The sequence below is a fragment of the Streptomyces venetus genome (genome assembly GCF_039540295.1).
Classification (GTDB): domain Bacteria; phylum Actinomycetota; class Actinomycetes; order Streptomycetales; family Streptomycetaceae; genus Streptomyces; species Streptomyces venetus.
The window spans coordinates 170852-187317 of record NZ_BAABET010000011.1 but is presented as its reverse complement, the minus strand read 5'-3'; the positions used below and the strand labels follow the sequence as shown (position 1 = coordinate 187317).

At 71.0% G+C, this 16466-nt stretch carries 15 protein-coding genes; 2 read left to right on the top strand and 13 right to left on the bottom strand.

The annotated features are described in order from the left end of the window. Nucleotides 1-13: 13 nt before the first annotated feature. The 7 genes from rplS to proS all read right to left on the bottom strand — a co-directional run bounded on the left by rplS (nt 14) and on the right by proS (nt 5173). Nucleotides 14-364: a 50S ribosomal protein L19 gene (gene rplS, locus ABEA82_RS31650; RefSeq protein ID WP_030852073.1), complete on the bottom strand. Its 351-nt coding sequence runs from the start codon at nt 362-364 to the stop codon at nt 14-16. A gap of 135 nt (nt 365-499) precedes the next feature. Then, nucleotides 500-1333 (bottom strand): tRNA (guanosine(37)-N1)-methyltransferase TrmD, encoded by an 834-nt coding sequence (gene trmD / locus ABEA82_RS31645; protein ID WP_345665141.1) that lies wholly within the window; start codon nt 1331-1333, stop codon nt 500-502. Next, nucleotides 1333-1875 carry a ribosome maturation factor RimM gene (gene rimM / locus ABEA82_RS31640; RefSeq protein WP_345665139.1) on the bottom strand — a complete coding sequence of 181 codons (543 nt, stop codon included), beginning with the start codon at nt 1873-1875 and terminating at the stop codon, nt 1333-1335. Before rimM ends, trmD begins: the two co-directional genes overlap by 1 nt. Before the next feature lie 81 nt (nt 1876-1956). Next, complete coding sequence (locus ABEA82_RS31635) at nt 1957-2196, bottom strand: RNA-binding protein (protein WP_003973401.1); 240 nt, start codon at nt 2194-2196, stop codon at nt 1957-1959. Between the two features lie 2 nt (nt 2197-2198). Further along, nucleotides 2199-2618, bottom strand: a complete 420-nt coding sequence (rpsP, locus tag ABEA82_RS31630) for a 30S ribosomal protein S16 (protein WP_345665138.1) — start codon at nt 2616-2618, stop codon at nt 2199-2201. 280 nt (nt 2619-2898) lie between these two features. Further along, nucleotides 2899-3507 (bottom strand): hypothetical protein, encoded by a 609-nt coding sequence (locus ABEA82_RS31625; protein ID WP_003993258.1) that lies wholly within the window; start codon nt 3505-3507, stop codon nt 2899-2901. Between the two features lie 250 nt (nt 3508-3757). Continuing rightward, complete coding sequence (gene proS / locus ABEA82_RS31620) at nt 3758-5173, bottom strand: proline--tRNA ligase (protein WP_345665137.1); 1416 nt, start codon at nt 5171-5173, stop codon at nt 3758-3760. Between the two features lie 199 nt (nt 5174-5372). Here proS and ABEA82_RS31615 point away from each other — a divergent pair, with 199 nt between their 5' ends. Next, nucleotides 5373-6224 (top strand): class I SAM-dependent methyltransferase, encoded by an 852-nt coding sequence (locus ABEA82_RS31615; RefSeq protein WP_345665136.1) that lies wholly within the window; start codon nt 5373-5375, stop codon nt 6222-6224. A gap of 95 nt (nt 6225-6319) precedes the next feature. Here ABEA82_RS31615 and ffh read toward each other — a convergent pair whose 3' ends face one another. From ffh to nsdA, 5 genes are all read right to left on the bottom strand, one after another. Then, entirely contained in the window at nt 6320-7870 is a 1551-nt protein-coding gene (ffh, locus tag ABEA82_RS31610; protein WP_345665135.1) for a signal recognition particle protein, read from the bottom strand. Nucleotides 7871-7953: 83 nt separating this feature from the next. Beyond that, the gene (locus ABEA82_RS31605) at nt 7954-10401 is read right to left on the bottom strand and encodes a [protein-PII] uridylyltransferase (RefSeq protein WP_345665134.1); all 2448 of its coding nucleotides are present in this window, start codon (nt 10399-10401) and stop codon (nt 7954-7956) included. Nucleotides 10402-10424: 23 nt separating this feature from the next. Beyond that, a complete protein-coding gene (locus tag ABEA82_RS31600) occupies nt 10425-10763 on the bottom strand; it encodes a P-II family nitrogen regulator (RefSeq protein ID WP_121406203.1) in 339 nt (112 codons plus the stop codon). Then, on the bottom strand, nt 10760-12103 hold the full coding sequence (locus ABEA82_RS31595) for an ammonium transporter (RefSeq protein WP_345665133.1): 1344 nt from the start codon (nt 12101-12103) through the stop codon (nt 10760-10762). Before ABEA82_RS31595 ends, ABEA82_RS31600 begins: the two co-directional genes overlap by 4 nt. A 347-nt stretch (nt 12104-12450) precedes the next feature. Next, on the bottom strand, nt 12451-13950 hold the full coding sequence (gene nsdA, locus ABEA82_RS31590) for a transcriptional repressor NsdA (RefSeq protein ID WP_345665131.1): 1500 nt from the start codon (nt 13948-13950) through the stop codon (nt 12451-12453). Between the two features lie 445 nt (nt 13951-14395). On the opposite strand from nsdA, the gene ABEA82_RS31585 reads away from it, so the two are divergent. Continuing rightward, nucleotides 14396-15061, top strand: coding sequence for a bifunctional DNA primase/polymerase (locus ABEA82_RS31585; protein WP_345665130.1), 666 nt, complete (start codon nt 14396-14398; stop codon nt 15059-15061). Nucleotides 15062-15166: 105 nt separating this feature from the next. Here ABEA82_RS31585 and ftsY read toward each other — a convergent pair whose 3' ends face one another. After that, nucleotides 15167-16366 (bottom strand): signal recognition particle-docking protein FtsY, encoded by a 1200-nt coding sequence (ftsY, locus tag ABEA82_RS31580; protein ID WP_345665129.1) that lies wholly within the window; start codon nt 16364-16366, stop codon nt 15167-15169. Nucleotides 16367-16466 lie beyond the last annotated feature (100 nt).

Genomic DNA, 16466 nt, shown 5'->3' with positions numbered 1-16466 from the left:
CCCCGGAGAGCGCTCAGTTCTCGCGCTTCTCCTTGATCTTCGCGGCCTTGCCGCGGAGCTCACGGAGGTAGTACAGCTTGGCGCGGCGGACGTCACCCTTGGTGACGAGCTCGATCTTCTCCACGATCGGGGTGTGCACCGGGAAGGTGCGCTCGACGCCGACGGAGAAGGAGACCTTGCGGACCGTGAAGGTCTCGCGCACGCCCGAACCCTGGCGACGGATCACGACGCCCTTGAACTGCTGCACACGGGAGCGGTTGCCCTCGATGACGCGGACGTGCACGTTGACCGTGTCGCCCGGGCGGAAGGCGGGGACGTCGCTGCGCAGCGACGCGGAGTCGACGGTGTCGAGCAGGTGAGACATTTCGTCTGCTTTCTTCGCTGATGCCACAGGTCATCAACGGAAACTAGGTTTCTCGGATCAGAGCTGTGCGCGTCGGGACGGGCGTCGTCTCCCCCTGTGGCAGGGGCGCGCGCCGGACGGACGCACAACAGCGACCTATTCTGCCAGGCCCTCGGTCCTGCGCCAAAATCGGCCGCACCGCTCGCCCTCGGGGTCCGGCGCCCAGCCCAGGATGGAGAGCATCTCGCGGTCCTTCTTGTCGAAGGTCTTCGGGTCGCACCGCTCGATCAGGTCGGGCCGGTGTGCCGTCGTGCGCTTCAGGGCCTCGTCACGGCGCCAGCGGGCGATCTTGCCGTGGTGGCCGCTGAGCAGCACCTCGGGGATGTCCCGGTCGCGCCACTCGGGCGGCTTGGTGTAGACGGGGCCTTCCAGGAGGCTCGCCATGGCGCCGGGCGCGAAGGAGTCGTCCCGGTGGGACTCGGCGTTGCCGAGGACGCCCGGCAGCAGCCGTGCCACGGCCTCCGTGACGACCAGGACGGCCGCCTCGCCGCCGGCGAGGACGTAGTCGCCGATGGACACCTCGTAGACCGGCATCCGTGTCGCGTACTCGTCGACGACCCGCCGGTCGATGCCCTCGTAGCGGGCCGGCGTGAAGATCAGCCAGGGGCGCTCGGAGAGGTGGACGGCGAGTTCCTGGGTGAAGGGGCGCCCGCTGGGCGTGGGCACGATCAGGGCGGGGGATCCGGAGCCCGTCTCGTAGCCGTCGGCGAGGACGGAGTCGAGCGCGTCTCCCCAGGGCCCGGTCTTCATGACCATGCCGGGACCGCCGCCGTAGGGCGTGTCGTCGACGGTGTTGTGACGGTCGTAGGTCCAGGAACGCAGGTCGTGCACATGGACGTTCAGCCGTCCCCGCGCGCGTGCCTTGCCGACCAGGGAGACGTTCAGCGGCTCCAGGTACTCGGGGAAGATCGTGACGACGTCGAGGCGCATTACGACTCTTCCCGGCTGGACGCGATCTCGGCCCGGTCGTCGATCAGGCCCGGCGGCGGGGTGATCACGGCCTTCTGCTCCTCGAGGTCGATCTCGGCGACGATCTCCTCCACGAAGGGGATCAGCACCTCGCTGCCGTCGGGGCGCTCCACGATGAACAGGTCCTGGGTGGGCAGGTGCGAGATCTCCGTGATGCGCCCGACCTCGGTGCCGTCCGCGGTGACCACGTCGAGGTCGATGAGCTGGTGGTCGTAGTACTCGTCCTCGCCCTCGGGCAGCTCGTCCGGGTCGATCTCGGCGATCAAGAGGGTGTTGCGCAGGGCCTCGGCGCCGGTGCGGTCGCTGACGCCCTCGAAGCGCAGAAGGAGACGGCCGCTGTGCACGCGGCCCGTCTCGATGGTGAGTGGTCCCGCGGCGGCGGGATCCGTGGCGAGTACGGCGCCGGGCGCGAGCCTGAGTTCCGGCTCGTCGGTGCGTACCTCGACGGTGACCTCACCCTTGATGCCATGGGCACGGCCGATCCGTGCGACTACCAGCTGCACGTGTCCAATCTCCTGTCATACGACTGCGGGCCGGGGACGGCCCTGTGGCCCTCCCCGGCCCGAGCCGGTTGCATTGAAGCGTCAGCGGACGTGGTCCACGTCGACGAGGTCGACACGGACGCCGCGCCCGCCGATGGCGCCCACGACGGTCCGCAGGGCGCGTGCGGTGCGGCCGTTGCGGCCGATCACCTTGCCGAGGTCGTCCGGGTGGACCCGGACCTCGAGCACGCGACCGCGGCGCAGGTTGCGCGAGGCGACCTGCACATCGTCAGGGTTGTCGACGATGCCCTTCACGAGGTGCTCGAGAGCCTCCTCGAGCATGCTCAGGCCTCGGTCGACGCGGACTCGGCGGCCGCCTCGTCCTTCTTCTCAGCCTTCTTCTTCTGGGTGATGGCCTCACCCTTGCCCTCGTCCTCGCCGGCCAGGGCCTCGAACGACGGGCGCGCGGCCTTCTCGGCCTGCGTCAGCAGCGGAGCCGGGGCGGGCTCGCCCTTGAACTTCTGCCAGTCGCCGGTCTTCTTGAGGATGGCGAGCACGGGCTCGGTCGGCTGGGCGCCGACACCGAGCCAGTACGCCACGCGATCGGCGTCGACCTCGATCACCGACGGGTTGTACGTCGGGTGGTACTTGCCGATCTCCTCGATGGCCCGGCCGTCACGGCGGGTACGGGAGTCGGCGACGACGATGCGGTAGTGAGGCGAACGGATCTTGCCCAGACGCTTCAGCTTGATCTTGACTGCCACGGGAGTGGGTTCTCCTGGATTTGACGTGGTTGGGCACGGCGAGAATGCCGCGTGGGGTTGCGGTACCCGAGTGCCCGATGGACGCGTCAGCCGGAGGAGAGAGGGGTCCTGTGCGGCTGTCGAGTACAGCTAGCCATTGTGCCATACCCTGCGGGCCGCTCCTGGCCGGGGTGCGAGCTGCCCTGCGGGCATGCCGGAGCGGCACCCGACGTGGAGGTGAGGTACGCCGGGTGCGCGGACTCCCGTCCAGACCGGCAGCCACGAGATGCCGGTACGGACGTCAGCTCGCCACCGCTCCCGCTCCCACCACGTCCGGGATGCGGAACGGCTTGCCGCAGCCCCCGCAGACAATGGGGGCCTGGGCGAGGACCGACGGTACGACGCGGACGTTGCGGCCGCAGTCGCAGACCGCCTTGACGCGCACACCGCCGCCGGAGGAGCCGTGGCGGGCCGCCGGGCCCCGGAAGGTACGGGAGGTGTCGGAGGAGGTCGCCGCCGTGTGGGCCTTCAGGGCTCGCTGGAGGCGTTCCATCGTCGGGCGGTAGCGGCGCTTCGCCTCGGGGGTGAGCGTGACCAGGGAGAAACCGCTGCTGGGGTGCGGTTCCTCGGGGTGGTCCAGGCCCATCTCCTCGGCGATCGCGAGGAATCTGCGGTTGTGGTAGCGGCCGGCGCGGGAGGTGTCGCGGACACCGCGCGCGGCGGCGACGCCATGGACTGCCTCATGGAGCAGTCGCTCGAAGGAGAGCTCGTGACCGCACGCGGACGACGACTCCCCGATCAGGGACTCTGGCGCGGCAAGGTCGGGCAGCTCGGGGTGGTACCGCTGAATGTCGGCCCACGCCTGTGCCAGCTCTGCGGCGAGAACAGGTGGTGTCTGTGTCGTGCTCACGTAATGACAACGAGCCTGGGTGCCCCAGTGTTCCGATTCCGGGCCATCCCAAATAATTTGCACGTACCCGTCAGTTGCCTCTGATGCGTCCCGACGAGGGCGCGTGCGCTGATCTGTGGAGAAGCCTCGCACCTCGCCACAAGACGGTGCGTAGCCCCGCGTACGCTCCGGCGCGTATGCAAACCACGCGCGCCGGGGTACCAGTGGTCCGCGGGTGCGCAAGAGGCGTTTCGGCCGCCCCGCGCCCCACTCAGTAAGCGCGTGCGACGACCGCGACGTTACCGGGTGCGTCGTCGGCCTCCGGCACCGACCCGTCCTCGGCGACCAGACACCGTACGGTCACCGCGTGATCGGCCAGTTTGGCCTCGCCCTCCTCGCCGAGCGCGGCCCACGGGACGCGCGCCCAGCCGCCGGAGGTGGCGGCCTCGACGGCCTCATCGAACGTCGACACCTCGGCCGTCCGTGACGTGCGGCGCTCGCGGGACTGCCTCAGCAGCAGGGCCTGGTCCTCTTCGAGGACCTCGGGCAGCAGCGAGACCAGGGCGTCCAGGGACACCGGCTCCTTGCCCCCGGGGATGCGGCGCGCCAGCATCGCGGTGCCGTTCTCCAGGTCGCGCGGTCCGACCTCGATGCGCACGGGGACGCCCTTGAGCTCCCAGTCGACGGCACGACGGCCGAAGGGGATGTCGGTGCGGTCGTCGACGTGGACGCGGACTCCGGCCGCCTTCAGCCGGTCGCCGAGCTCGCGGACCTTGGCCAGAACCGCCTCGTCACCCTTGATCGCGAGGACCACGGCCTGGATCTGCGCCAGTCGCGGCGGGACCCGCAGACCGCTGTCGTCGCCGTGCATCATCACCAGGGCGCCGATCATGCGGGTGGTGGAGCCCCAGGAGGTCTGCCAGACCAGTTCCTGCCGGCCGTCCTTCGAGAGGTACCGGGTGTTGAAGGCCTTGGCGAAGTTCTGGCCCAGTTCGTGGCTGGTGGCCATCTGGAGGGCCTTGCCGTCGCCCATCATGCCTTCGAGGGTGAGGGTGTTGATCGCCCCGGCGAACCGCTCCCTGACGGTCTTGCGGCCGGGGACGACGTCCATCGCGAGGACGTTCCGCATGAAGTCCTCGTAGACCTGCCGGTGAATGTGCGAGGCGAAGTCGCGCGCCTCCTCGTACGTGGCGTGCGCGGTGTGGCCCTCCTGCCAGAGGAACTCGGACGTGCGCAGGAAGAGCCGCGGCCGCAGTTCCCAGCGCACGACGTTCGCCCACTGGTTGATGAGCAGCGGCAGGTCGCGGTAGCTCTGCACCCACTTCGCGAAAGAGGCGTTGATGATCATTTCGGAGGTGGGCCGGACCACGGCGGGCTCTTCGAGTTCCTTGCCGCCGCCGTGCGTGACCACGGCGAGCTCGGGCGCGAAGCCCTCGACGTGGTCCGCCTCCCTGGTCAGGTAGGACTCGGGGATCAGCAGCGGGAAGTACGCGTTCTGGGTGCCCGTCTCCTTGATGCGGGCGTCCATCTCCGCCTGCATCCGCTCCCACAGCCCGTAGCCGTACGGTCGGATGACCATGGTGCCGCGCACCGGCCCGTTGTCGGCGAGCTCCGCCTTGGTGATCAAGTCCTGGTACCAGCGCGGGAAATCGTCCGCCTGAGGGGTGAGCACGGGTGCCTTGGCCATGGCGAGATGGTACGGGTCCGCGTTACCGGAATGTGAAATCTCGCCATAGGCACATGACAACTCACAAGCCCTGCCGCATTCCACTGGACGACAGGTCGAGGGGGGAGTTTCCTGGCATACGGGGGTAGTGCGAGCGCACTGTCACGGGGGCCATGTAATCGGGCAAGAGGCAACTCTCGGCGGATTGGGGCGCTTACTTATGACACCTACGCTCGTGCGGCAGCACCTGCCCCGCGCGGCGGCCGCACCCCGCGTGGACCTGCGTGCACGCGCGCGTGACTGGTCCGAGATCCAGGAGCGGATGCTCGTACCGCTCTACGAGGCCGTCTACGAGCGACTGGACGTGGGTTCCGCCACGCGGCTCCTCGGCCTCGACTGCGGTTCCGGACTCGCCCTGCTGATGGCCGCCGCCCGGGGAGCGGCGGTCACCGGTGTCGACGCTTCCCCCGAAAGAATGACGCTCGCACGGGAGCGGCTGCTGCCCGAGGCGGGCACGCGCCCGCGCGGGGACACCCGGCTGGTGGACGGCTCGCCCCGGGACAGCGCGGAGCCGGGCACCCCGGCGTACACCCTGGTCACCGCCTTCGAGCCGATCGGGTGCCTCGCGGGCGACTCGGAGGGGCTGGGCGAGCTGCTCACGGAGGCCACGCCGCTGGCCGCGCGCGGAGCGGCCGTGGTGCTGGTCGGCTGGGGCCCGCCGGAGCGGTGCGCCACGGCGTCGGTGCTGCGGGTCGCCACCAAGCTGGCGGAGCCGCTGCGCAACTCGGGCAGCTGGCGGCCGGCCCTGCGCGACGACCTGGAGGACGTCGCCCAGCGGGCCGGGCTGAGGCCGGACGGGTCGGGCCGGGTGGCGTGCCCGTTCGGGTACGCCGACGCGGACAGCGCGGTGCGCGGGCTCAGGTCGACGGGTCTGTTCGACGCGGCGATCGCGGCGACGGACCAGGTGCAGGTGGACAAGGAGCTGGCCGAGGCCCTGCACCCGCACCAGCGCCAGGACGGCACCGTGTGGATGCCGAACGTCTTCCGCTACCTGATCGCCCGGACCCCGTGACACCCGGCGCCTGACAGAACGACCGCCTGACAGAACGACCGAAAGAGCGCCCCTTCGCGGAAGGGGCGCCCTCGGTGTCGTACGGAGACGGGCTCTCAGCCCATGAACTTCTTGAACTCGTCGGGGAGTTCGAAGTCCTTGCCGCCCTGCTGCGGCAGCCCGAAGGCGCCTCCGCCCTCGGCGGCGGCCGCGCGGCGGGCGGCCTCCTCCTGCTCCTGCTGCTTGCGCTTCATCGGGTTGCCGGAGCGCTGCTTGCCCTTGGCCTGCTTCTGCTTCTTCTTGGTCCGGCCGGGGCCGCCGCCCATGCCCGGCATCCCCGGCATCCCGGGCATGCCGCCGCCCTGGGCCATGCGGGACATCATCTTGCGGGCCTCGAAGAACCGCTCGACCAGGTTCTTCACCGCGCTGACGTCGACGCCGGAGCCCTTGGCGATACGGGCGCGGCGCGAGCCGTTGATGATCGTCGGCTCCTGGCGCTCGGCCGGGGTCATCGACTTGATGATGGCGGCCGTGCGGTCGACGTCCCGCTCGTCGATGTTGTTGATCTGGTCCTTCATCTGGCCCATGCCCGGGAGCATGCCGAGCAGCTTGGAGATGGAGCCCATCTTCCGGACCTGCTCCATCTGGGCGAGGAAGTCGTCGAGGGTGAAGTCCTGGCCCTTCTTGGAGGCCAGCTTCTCCGCCATCTTCTGGGCTTCGGCCTGGTCGAAGGTCTTCTCCGCCTGCTCGATCAGGGTGAGCAGGTCACCCATGTCGAGGATGCGGGAGGCCATCCGGTCCGGGTGGAAGGCGTCGAAGTCGTCGAGCTTCTCGCCGTTCGACGCGAACATGATCGGCTTGCCGGTGATCTGCCGGATCGACAGGGCCGCACCACCGCGGGCGTCACCGTCGAGCTTGGAGAGCACCACGCCGTCGAAGCCGACGCCGTCACGGAAGGCCTCGGCGGTGTTGACGGCGTCCTGACCGATCATCGCGTCGACGACGAACAGGATCTCGTCCGGGGAGACGGCGTCGCGGATGTCCGCGGCCTGCTGCATCATCTCCTGGTCGATACCGAGGCGGCCCGCGGTGTCCACGATCACGATGTCGTGGACCTTGGTCCTCGCGTGCTCGATGGAGTCCTTCGCGACCTTGACCGGGTCACCGACGCCGTTGCCCGGCTCCGGCGCGTAGACGCCGACGCCCGCGCGCTCGGCGACGACGCTGAGCTGGTTCACGGCGTTGGGGCGCTGGAGGTCACAGGCGACGAGCAGTGGCGAGTGGCCCTGCTCCTTCAGCCAGCGGCCGAGCTTGCCCGCGAGGGTGGTCTTACCGGCACCCTGCAGACCCGCCAGCATGATCACGGTGGGCGGCTGCTTGGCGAAGCGCAGGCGCCGGGTCTCGCCGCCGAGGATGGTGACCAGTTCCTCGTTGACGATCTTCAGGACCTGCTGGGCCGGGTTCAGCGCCCTGCTGACCTCGGCTCCGAGGGCACGTTCCTTGACGTTCTTGATGAACGTGCGAACGACCGGAAGCGCCACGTCGGCCTCGAGAAGCGCGATCCGGATCTCGCGCGCCGTGGCGTCGATGTCCGCCTCGGAGAGCCGTCCCTTGCCGCGCAGGTTCTTGAAGGTCGCTGAGAGGCGATCGGAAAGAGTATCGAACACGGCGCTCGCGGTCCTCGGGGTCGGAGACAGACTGGGGAATCGCCCTCCAGGGTATCCCGGCGTGACAAGTCGCCGGGTCGGCCTCACCCTCGCAGTGTCTCCTCCAGCTTCCGCGCCACCGACTCGGCCTCGTCCCCGGGCAGCGGCGCGCCCTCCGGGCCGGTCACGTAGAAGGCGTCCACGGCGTTGGCGCCGAGGGTCGAGACGTGCGCGCTGCGCACCCGTACGCTCGCGTCCTCCAGCGCGCGGCCGATGCGGAAGAGCAGCCCCGGGGCGTCCTGGGAGCGGACCTCGATGACGGTGGCCAGCCGGGAGGCGGCGGGGTGTACCGACACTCTGGGTGGCGGGGCGATGACGCCCCGGCGGCGCGGATAGGCCGCGTCCCGCTCGGCGAGGCGGCCGGCGATGTCCAGGGAGCCGTCCAGGGCCCGCACGAGGTCCGCGCGCAGTCGGGCGGCCTGCGGCAGGGAGCCGTACTCGGCGGCGACCCGCCAGTCCAGCAGCAGGACGGAGCCGTCGACGCCGTCCGGGAGGTGGAGGGACCGCAGCTCGGCCGTCCGTACGGTCAGCCGGTGCATGGCGAGGACGCCGGCCACCGCGGGCAGTACACCCGGCTGGTCGGGAACGGCGATGAGCAGCTCCACGCCGAGCGGCTCGGGGTCGCCGGAGGGCTCCTGCCCGGCGGGCTGCTCGGTCTGGGCCCGCAGGGCGAGCACCGGGCTGCCCGTCGCGGCGGCTTCGAGGGCGAGCCGCTCCTGCTCGGCGGTGGGCGCGGCCTCCTCGGGGTCGTCGGGGGCGTCCCCGGCGAGCACCGCCGAGACCCGCTGGACCAGGTCGGCGACGAGCGAGCCGCGCCAGGACGACCAGGCGGCCGGGCCGGTGGCCAGGGCGTCGGCCTCGGTGAGGGCGTGCAGCAGTTCCAGGGTGCTCTGGGAGCCGACGGCCTCGGCGACCGAGCGCACGGTGGCCGGGTCCTCCAGGTCACGCCGGGTGGCGGTGTCGACGAGCAGCAGGTGGTGGCGTACGAGGGTGGCGACGACCGCCACGTCCTGGCGGTCGAAGCCGATGCGGCCGGCCACGTCCTTGGCGATGATCTCGCCCGCCACGGAGTGGTCGCCGGGCCAGCCCTTGCCGATGTCGTGCAGCAGCGCGGCGACCAGCAGCAGGTCGGGGCGGCTGACCCGGCGGGTGAACTCGGAGGCGCGTACGGCGGTCTCGATGAGGTGCCGGTCGACGGTCCACAGGTGTACGGCGTTGCGCTGCGGGCGGCAGCGCACCCGCTCCCAGTCGGGCAGCAGCCGGGTGATCAGCCCCTCGGCCTCCAGCGCCTCCCAGACCTCGACGGTCGGGCGGCCGGAGCCCAGCAGGGTGACGAGCTGTTCGCGGGCCTCGGCGGGCCAGGGCGTGGGCAGCGGGCGCACGGTGGCCGCCAGGCGCCGTACGGCGTGCAGGGAGAGCGGGAGTCCGGCCTGCGCGGCGGCGGCCGCCGCACGCAGCGGCAACACGGGGTCGCGCTCGGGGCGCGCGGCACGGGCGAGCACCACCTCGCCGTCCTGCTCCACCACGCCCTCGGCCAGCGGAGAGCGCTCGGCGGTCGGCTTGCCGCCGCCGAGCATGGCGCGCAGCCGGGGCCGCACGGCGCGCGACCGCAGCACGCGCCCCACTTCACGCCAGGTGACGTCACTGGCGTACGAGATCAGCCGCGCCGCCTCGTACACCTGCCTCAGCAGCGTGTCCGCGTCGAGCAGGCCGAGCTCGGCGGCCACCTGGTCCTGCTCCTGGAGGGCGAGCCGGTCCGTCGCACGCCCGGTGGTCAGGTGCAGTGCGTCCCGGACGTCGAGGAGCCGGCGCCGGGCGTCGGCGAGGCCCTCGCGCGGGGCGTCGGCGAGCCAGGAGGCGGCGACGGCGCGCAGTGCGGTGGCGTCGCGCAGTCCGCCGCGGGCCTCCTTCAGGTCCGGTTCCAGCAGGTACTGCAACTCGCCCTGGCGCTCGGCGCGTTCGGCGCACAGCTCCTGGAGTTCGGGGAGGCGTTTGGGAGCCTGGTTGCGCCAGTCGGCCAGGACGGCCGTGCGCAGTCCGGCGGTGAGGCCGAGGTCGCCGGCGATGTGCCGGGCGTCCAGCAGACCGAGCTGCACCTTCAGGTCCTCGCCGGCGGTCTTGCGGGCCTCGGCGGGGGTGCGGACGGAGTGGTCGAGGGCCAGGCCCAGGTCCCAGACCGGGTACCAGAGCCGGTCGGCGAGGGCGGCGACGGCCTTGGGGTCGCTGTCGTCGTGGAGCAGGAGCAGGTCGAGGTCGCTGCGCGGGGAGAGTTCACCGCGTCCGTAGCCGCCGACCGCGACCAGGGAAGCGCCGCGCAGTCCTTCCGCACCCGAGGCGAACAGGCCCGTGAGCCAGTCGTCCGTGAGTTCCGCCAGGGCCGCACGGCGCGGCGGCCCGGACCGCGTCTCCTCGGTGAGGAGACGCAGCCGGGCCGCCGCGTAGCCGCTGGGTCCCGAGTCTTCTGCTGCCTCTTGCACATCCGTACCCGTCACCCGGCGACTCCTGTTCTGTCGGTTCAGAGCGCGTCGGGGCCGCGCTCGCCGGTCCGGACCCGTACGGCCGTGTCGACCGGGAGGGACCAGACCTTGCCGTCACCGATCTTGCCGGTGCGGGCGGCCTTGACCACGACGTCGATCAACTGCTCGGCGTCGTCGTCCTCGACCAGGACCTCGATGCGGATCTTGGGGACCAGGTCGACGGTGTACTCGGCACCGCGGTAGACCTCGGTGTGGCCCCTCTGACGACCGTAGCCGCTGGCCTCCGTGACCGTCAGGCCGTGTACGCCGAAGGCCTGGAGGGCCTCCTTGATCTCGTCGAGGCGGTGCGGCTTCACGACGGCGGTGATGAGCTTCATGCGTCCACCTTCTTGCTCGCGACGGCGGCGACCGGGGCCGTGGCGGCGGTCTTGGCGGCACCGCCACCGGCGCCGCTGAAGTCGTATGCGGTCTCGGCGTGCTCGGCCTGGTCGATGCCGGCGACCTCGTCGTCCTCGGGGACCCGCATGCCGATGGTCTTGTCGAGGGCGAAGGCGAGGATCGCGGAGACGATCAGCGAGTAGGCGAGCACACCGCCGACACCGGCGAGCTGCTTCCACAGCTGGTCGAAGCTGTGGTTTCCGTAGAACACGCCCGTGGCCTCGGACTGGCCCTTGCCGCTGGCGAAGAAGCCGATGAGGAGGGAGCCGGCGATGCCGCCGACGAGGTGGACGCCGACGACGTCGAGCGAGTCGTCGTAGCCGAACTTGTACTTCAGGCCGACGGCCATGGCGCACAGGACACCGGCGATGGCGCCGACGGCGACCGCGCCCATCGGGGTGACCGAACCACCGGCCGGGGTGATGGCGACCAGACCGGCGACCGCGCCGGAGGCGGCGCCCAGCGTGGTGAACGCGCCGTGGCGGATCTTCTCGTAGGCGAGCCAGGCCAGCATGGCGGCGGCGGTGGCGACCTGCGTGTTGACGAACATCAGGGTGCCGACGCCGTCGTCGTTGCCGAGCCACGATCCGGCGTTGAAGCCGAACCAGCCGAACCACAGCAGACCGGCGCCGAGCATGACCAGCGGGAGGCTGTGCGGACGCATCGGGTCCCGCTTGAAGCCGACCCGCTTGCCGATGACGAGGATCACGCCGAGCGCAGCGGCACCCGCGTTGATGTGGACCGCCGTACCACCGGCGAAGTCGATCACGCCCAGGTCGAAGGCCCAGCCGCCCTCACCCCAGACCCAGTGGGCGACGGGGAAGTAGACGATCGTGGCCCACAGCGTGATGAACAGCGCCCAGGCGGAGAACTTCACGCGGTCAGCGAGGGCACCGCTGATCAGGGCGGGTGTGATGATCGCGAACATCAGCTGGAAGACCATGAAGGCCAGGAGCGGGATGTTGTACGTACCCCACAGCTCGCCCTTGTCGACCCCGGTGAGGCCGACCCAGTCCGAGTTCCAGCCGATGAGGCTGCCGGAGTCGGTGCCGAACGCCATGGAGAAGCCGAACATCACCCACAGGATGGTGACGATCCCGAGGCTGATGAAGCTCATCATCAGCATGTTCAGGGTGCTCTTGACGCGGACCATGCCTCCGTAGAAGAAGGCCAGGCCCGGGGTCATGAGCATCACCAGGGCGGAACAGATGAGCATGAACCCTGTGTTGGCGGCAGACAGCTTGGGTGCTTCTGCGGCAAGGGTGATGGCTGGTGCCATCGGCGTCTCCTCGTCGTTGGTACGGCCCCGTGCGGGCGAAGCCTCGAGCGGATTGAGGGGTGGGCCTTATGCGCCACGAGATTGGCGCAGCGCCGTTTCGGTCGAAGCCCCTCGTTGTTTCGCCGCCGTGACGAAGGCGCCCGCTGTGTTACGCGTCGATGAACTGCCGGATTGCGGGTGCGCCGATCGTTATCGTGGCGCAACCTTCGCTCCCGCCGGCCTTCGGCACGCACAGGCCGGCCGCGGTCGGCCTTCCGTTGACCTGGCATGGGGGAGCCGAGTCGGGCAGTTCGGGAGGGCCGGCCGCGGCCGGGGTTCAGGGGTGCGGGCGGGTCTCGGGCAGTGGGTCAGACCGCCTCTGCGGTCTCGGGCAGCTCGGCGGCGAGCCGCTCGGTGAGGTCGACGACCTCGCCGAGGTCGCCGAAGTCGCGTGCGGCGGTGTCGACGGTCTTTCGGATACGAGTGTTGACCCGCTCGGAACGGACCTTCTTGGCGACCTGCATGGCCTCGGTGGCGAAACCCGCGCTCTGCTCGGGCTCGCGCTGGAGGAGGTGCACGGTGGCCATGCCGATCAGGTTCAGCGCGTAGGACCGCTGGTGCTCGTCGTCCTCGGCGAAGAGCTTCACGGCACGCTTCATCAGGGGCTCGGCCAGGGAGGCGTAGGTGGGGCTGCGGCCGGCGACGTAGGCCAGGTCGCGGTACGAGTGCGAGTTCTCGCCGTAGAGCTCGGCCTCGGAGAAGAAGCGGATCCAGTCGGGGTCCGGCTCGTCCCACTCGTCGGCGTCGGCGAAGGTGTCCTCGGCCATCCGGACCGCCCGCTTGCACTTGCCGGGCTGGCCCATGTTCGCGTAGGCGCGGGCCTCCATCGCATACAGCATCGACTGGGTGCGCGGGCTGGCGCAGTCCCGGCTGCCGTACTGCGCGAGGTGGATCAGCTCCAGCGCGTCGTCGGGCCGGCAGAGGTGGATCATCTGGCGGCTCATGCTGGAGAGCACGTAGGAGCCGAGGGGCCGGTCACCGGCCTCCTTGGCGGCGTGCAGCGCGAGGACGAAGTACTTCTGGGCCGTCGGCTGGAGCCCGACGTCGTACGACATCCAGCCGGCCAGCTCGGCGAGTTCGGCGGCGACCTTGAACAGCCGCCGGGTGGTGGCCTCGGGCTGGGGCTCCTGGAGCAGGTCCGTCACCTCGTGCAGCTGGCCGACGACCGCCTTGCGGCGCAGGCCGCCGCCGCACTGGGCGTCCCACTGCCGGAACATCACCGTCGTGGACTCCAGGAGGTCCAGCTCCGGCTTGGAGAGCCGGCCGCGGGCGCGCCCGGAGGAGCCGGCCACGGGCTCGGGCTCCGGCCGCGGGGCCGACGGGGAGGGCACGAGCCAGCGCTGCATGGGCTCGATGAGGGCCGGGCCCGCAGACAGGGCGAGCGAGCTCCCGAGGAAGCCGCGCCGCGCCAGCATCAGGTCGCTGCGCGAGAACTCGCTGAGGTGGGCCACGGTCTGCGGGCCCGTCCACGGCAGGTCGACGCCGGTCGCGGAGGGTGACTGGCGTGCGGTGCGCAGCCCCAGGTCCTCGACGGAGACGACGACGCCGAAGCGCTCCGAGAACAGCTCGGAAAGGATCTTGGGGATCGGCTCACGGGGGTTCTCGCCGTCGAGCCAGCGGCGCACGCGCGAGGTGTCCGTGGAGATGTGGTTGGCGCCCAGCTGGCGGGCCCGGCGGTTCACCTGGCGGGCGAGCTCGCCCTTGGACCAGCCACTGCGAACGAACCAGGAGGTGAGCAGCTCGTTGGGGCGCTTGTCAGCGTGCGTCGCGTGTGCAGCGTTCGTTCCGCTTCCGCCGTTGCCGCTCACTGGAACGCCCCCATCCCTGAGACCACTTGTCGCCGAGTGCGCCAAGCCCTATCAGCATGCCGGTTCGCACTGCCGCTCGTCCGGCCCTTGTCACCCTTCGAACGGAATACCGACTTGCCTCCGGCATACCCACGAGCGCATGTGCCCCCAGGACTCGTGCACACAAAGTAATCCTACGATCACCCGTCCAGCCACGGCTCACACGGAAACGCCACCATTCGCCACCCCTTCGGATGAACTCATGTACGCCTCCGCACGATTCACTTGACACAGGACAACCAGGAGCGGGTGCAGCGACGCACTCCGGGGCGCGTGTCGCCGGGCGCACCACCCTGGGAACTTCCGGGCGCTGAGTGAACCGACCACCGCTGGGAAGGCGGAAACAGAGAGTCACGCATCGCGTCCGCTGCGTAACCGCTGGTGCGTGGGACCCGTTGGAGGGGGCATGGGCTTCACGATCGGCATCAGCCGGGGCATGCGCGACATCCGGACCGGCTCGCGCCGTCGCGGCCGCACGTCGGACGGCACCGCCGTGGCCGAGTACACCGGCCTGTGGGGCTGGGACGTGGTGCCGGGCGCCCGGGCCTCGGCAGGCGCCTGTTCCTGCGGCCGCCTCGACTGCCCGGCGCCGGGCGCGCACCCGCTGGACTTCGCGCCGGTGATCCGTGCCGGGGCGACGCTGGGCGACGTGACCGAGGCCTGGGGCGAGTGCCCCGGCGCCTCGGTGATGCTGCCGGTCGGGCGGGCGTTCGACGTCATCGAGGTGGCCGAGCCCGCCGGGTGCCGCGCGCTGGCCCGGCTGGAGCGCATGGGCCTGCCGGTCGGCCCGGTCGCCGCGACCCCGGACGGCCGGGCCCACTTCTTCGTCGCCCCCGGCGCCGCCGCCGACCTGCCCGGCCTGCTCTACCGCATGGGCTGGGACGACCCCGCCGCCCTCGACCTGCGCGGCCTCGGCCCCGGCACGCACATCACGGCGCCGCCCTCGGACCGAGGCGGCCTCGGCCCGGTGCGCTGGCTGCGCTCCCCCGCCCTGGACTCGGCGTCCAGGCCACCGGAGGCCCGCCTGGTGCTGGGCACGCTGGCGTACGTCGCACACCGGTCCCGGGCCTAGCCGGGAGGCGTTCGTACACAGCGAAGTGCCCGCCCCGAGCAGGTCTCGGGGCGGGCACCGTCATGTCCGGCTTTCCGGGGGTGGTGCGTCGGCGGTCGCCGGAGCTCACTCCCCGATAAGGGCGTCAACGAACGCCTCCGGCTCGAACGGCGCCAGGTCGTCCGCGCCCTCGCCGAGTCCGACCAGCTTGACCGGCACGCCCAGCTCGCGCTGGACCGCGACCACGATGCCGCCCTTGGCCGTGCCGTCCAGCTTGGTCAGCACGATGCCGGTGATGTCCACGACCTCGGCGAAGACCCGGGCCTGGACCAGGCCGTTCTGGCCGGTGGTGGCGTCGAGGACGAGCAGCACCTCGTCCACCGGGGCCTGCTTCTCCACGACCCGCTTGACCTTGCCGAGCTCGTCCATGAGACCGGTCTTGGTGTGCAGGCGGCCGGCGGTGTCGATGAGCACGACGTTCGCGCCCGTCTCCTTGCCCTCCTTGACCGCGTCGAAGGCGACGGAGGCCGGGTCGCCGGCCTCCGGTCCGCGCACGGTGTGGGCGCCGACGCGCTCGCCCCAGGTCTGGAGCTGGTCGGCGGCGGCGGCCCGGAAGGTGTCGGCCGCGCCGAGGACCACGCTCTGTCCGTCGGCCACCAGGACACGGGCGAGCTTGCCGGTGGTGGTGGTCTTGCCGGTGCCGTTGACGCCGACGACCATGACGACGCCGGGCTTGCGGTCCTCCGGCTCGGTCTTGACCGTACGGTCCATGTCGCGGCCGACCAGCGTGATGAGCTCCTCGCGCAGCAGGGTGCGCAGCTCCTCGGGGGTGCGGGTGCCGAGTACCTTCACCCGCTCGCGCAGGCGCTCGACCAGTTCCTGAGTGGGCTGCACGCCGACGTCCGCGGTGAGCAGCGTGTCCTCGATCTCCTCCCAGGTGTCCTCGTCGAGGTGCTCGCGCGACAGCAGCGTGAGCAGACCCTTTCCGAGGGCGTTCTGCGAGCGGGAGAGCCGGGCGCGCAGCCGGACCAGGCGACCCTCGGTGGGCTCCGGGATCTCGATCCCGGGAGCTTCGGTGGGCGGTTCCTCGACGGTGACGGGAGCCGAGCCGCCCGGGAGATCCACCTCCTCTATCGTGCGCCGCGGTTCCTCCCGCGGCGTCTCGGCCTCGTCGCCGACGTGCGGCTCGGCCGGTGGGGCGGTGATGTCGGGCGTCGTGGGCGGGGGCGGCGGCGGCTGCTTCCTGCGCCGGCTGCCGACGATGAGCCCGCCGAGCACTCCGAGCACGACCACGGCGATGACTACAGCAAGGATGACGATGTCCATAACGCGTCCAGTATCAGCCATGAGGCCCCGGGGCACCCTGCTTGTGCCGTCCTCCAAGGACAAGGGCCGTCGGATCTCCACACCCCTGGATGTCTGACGC

What these genes read in the sequence shown, in the direction of transcription:
- proS (WP_345665137.1), bottom strand. Translation starts at nt 5,173, where the DNA reads ATGGCCAAGGCACCCGTGCTCACCCCTCAGGCGGACGATTTCCCGCGC.
- ABEA82_RS31635 (WP_003973401.1), bottom strand. Translation starts at nt 2,196, where the DNA reads ATGCTCGAGGAGGCTCTCGAGCACCTCGTGAAGGGCATCGTCGACAAC.
- ABEA82_RS31585 (WP_345665130.1), top strand. Translation starts at nt 14,396, where the DNA reads ATGGGCTTCACGATCGGCATCAGCCGGGGCATGCGCGACATCCGGACC.
- ABEA82_RS31600 (WP_121406203.1), bottom strand. Translation starts at nt 10,763, where the DNA reads ATGAAGCTCATCACCGCCGTCGTGAAGCCGCACCGCCTCGACGAGATC.
- ftsY (WP_345665129.1), bottom strand. Translation starts at nt 16,366, where the DNA reads ATGGACATCGTCATCCTTGCTGTAGTCATCGCCGTGGTCGTGCTCGGA.
- rplS (WP_030852073.1), bottom strand. Translation starts at nt 364, where the DNA reads ATGTCTCACCTGCTCGACACCGTCGACTCCGCGTCGCTGCGCAGCGAC.
- trmD (WP_345665141.1), bottom strand. Translation starts at nt 1,333, where the DNA reads ATGCGCCTCGACGTCGTCACGATCTTCCCCGAGTACCTGGAGCCGCTG.
- ABEA82_RS31595 (WP_345665133.1), bottom strand. Translation starts at nt 12,103, where the DNA reads ATGGCACCAGCCATCACCCTTGCCGCAGAAGCACCCAAGCTGTCTGCC.
- ABEA82_RS31615 (WP_345665136.1), top strand. Translation starts at nt 5,373, where the DNA reads ATGACACCTACGCTCGTGCGGCAGCACCTGCCCCGCGCGGCGGCCGCA.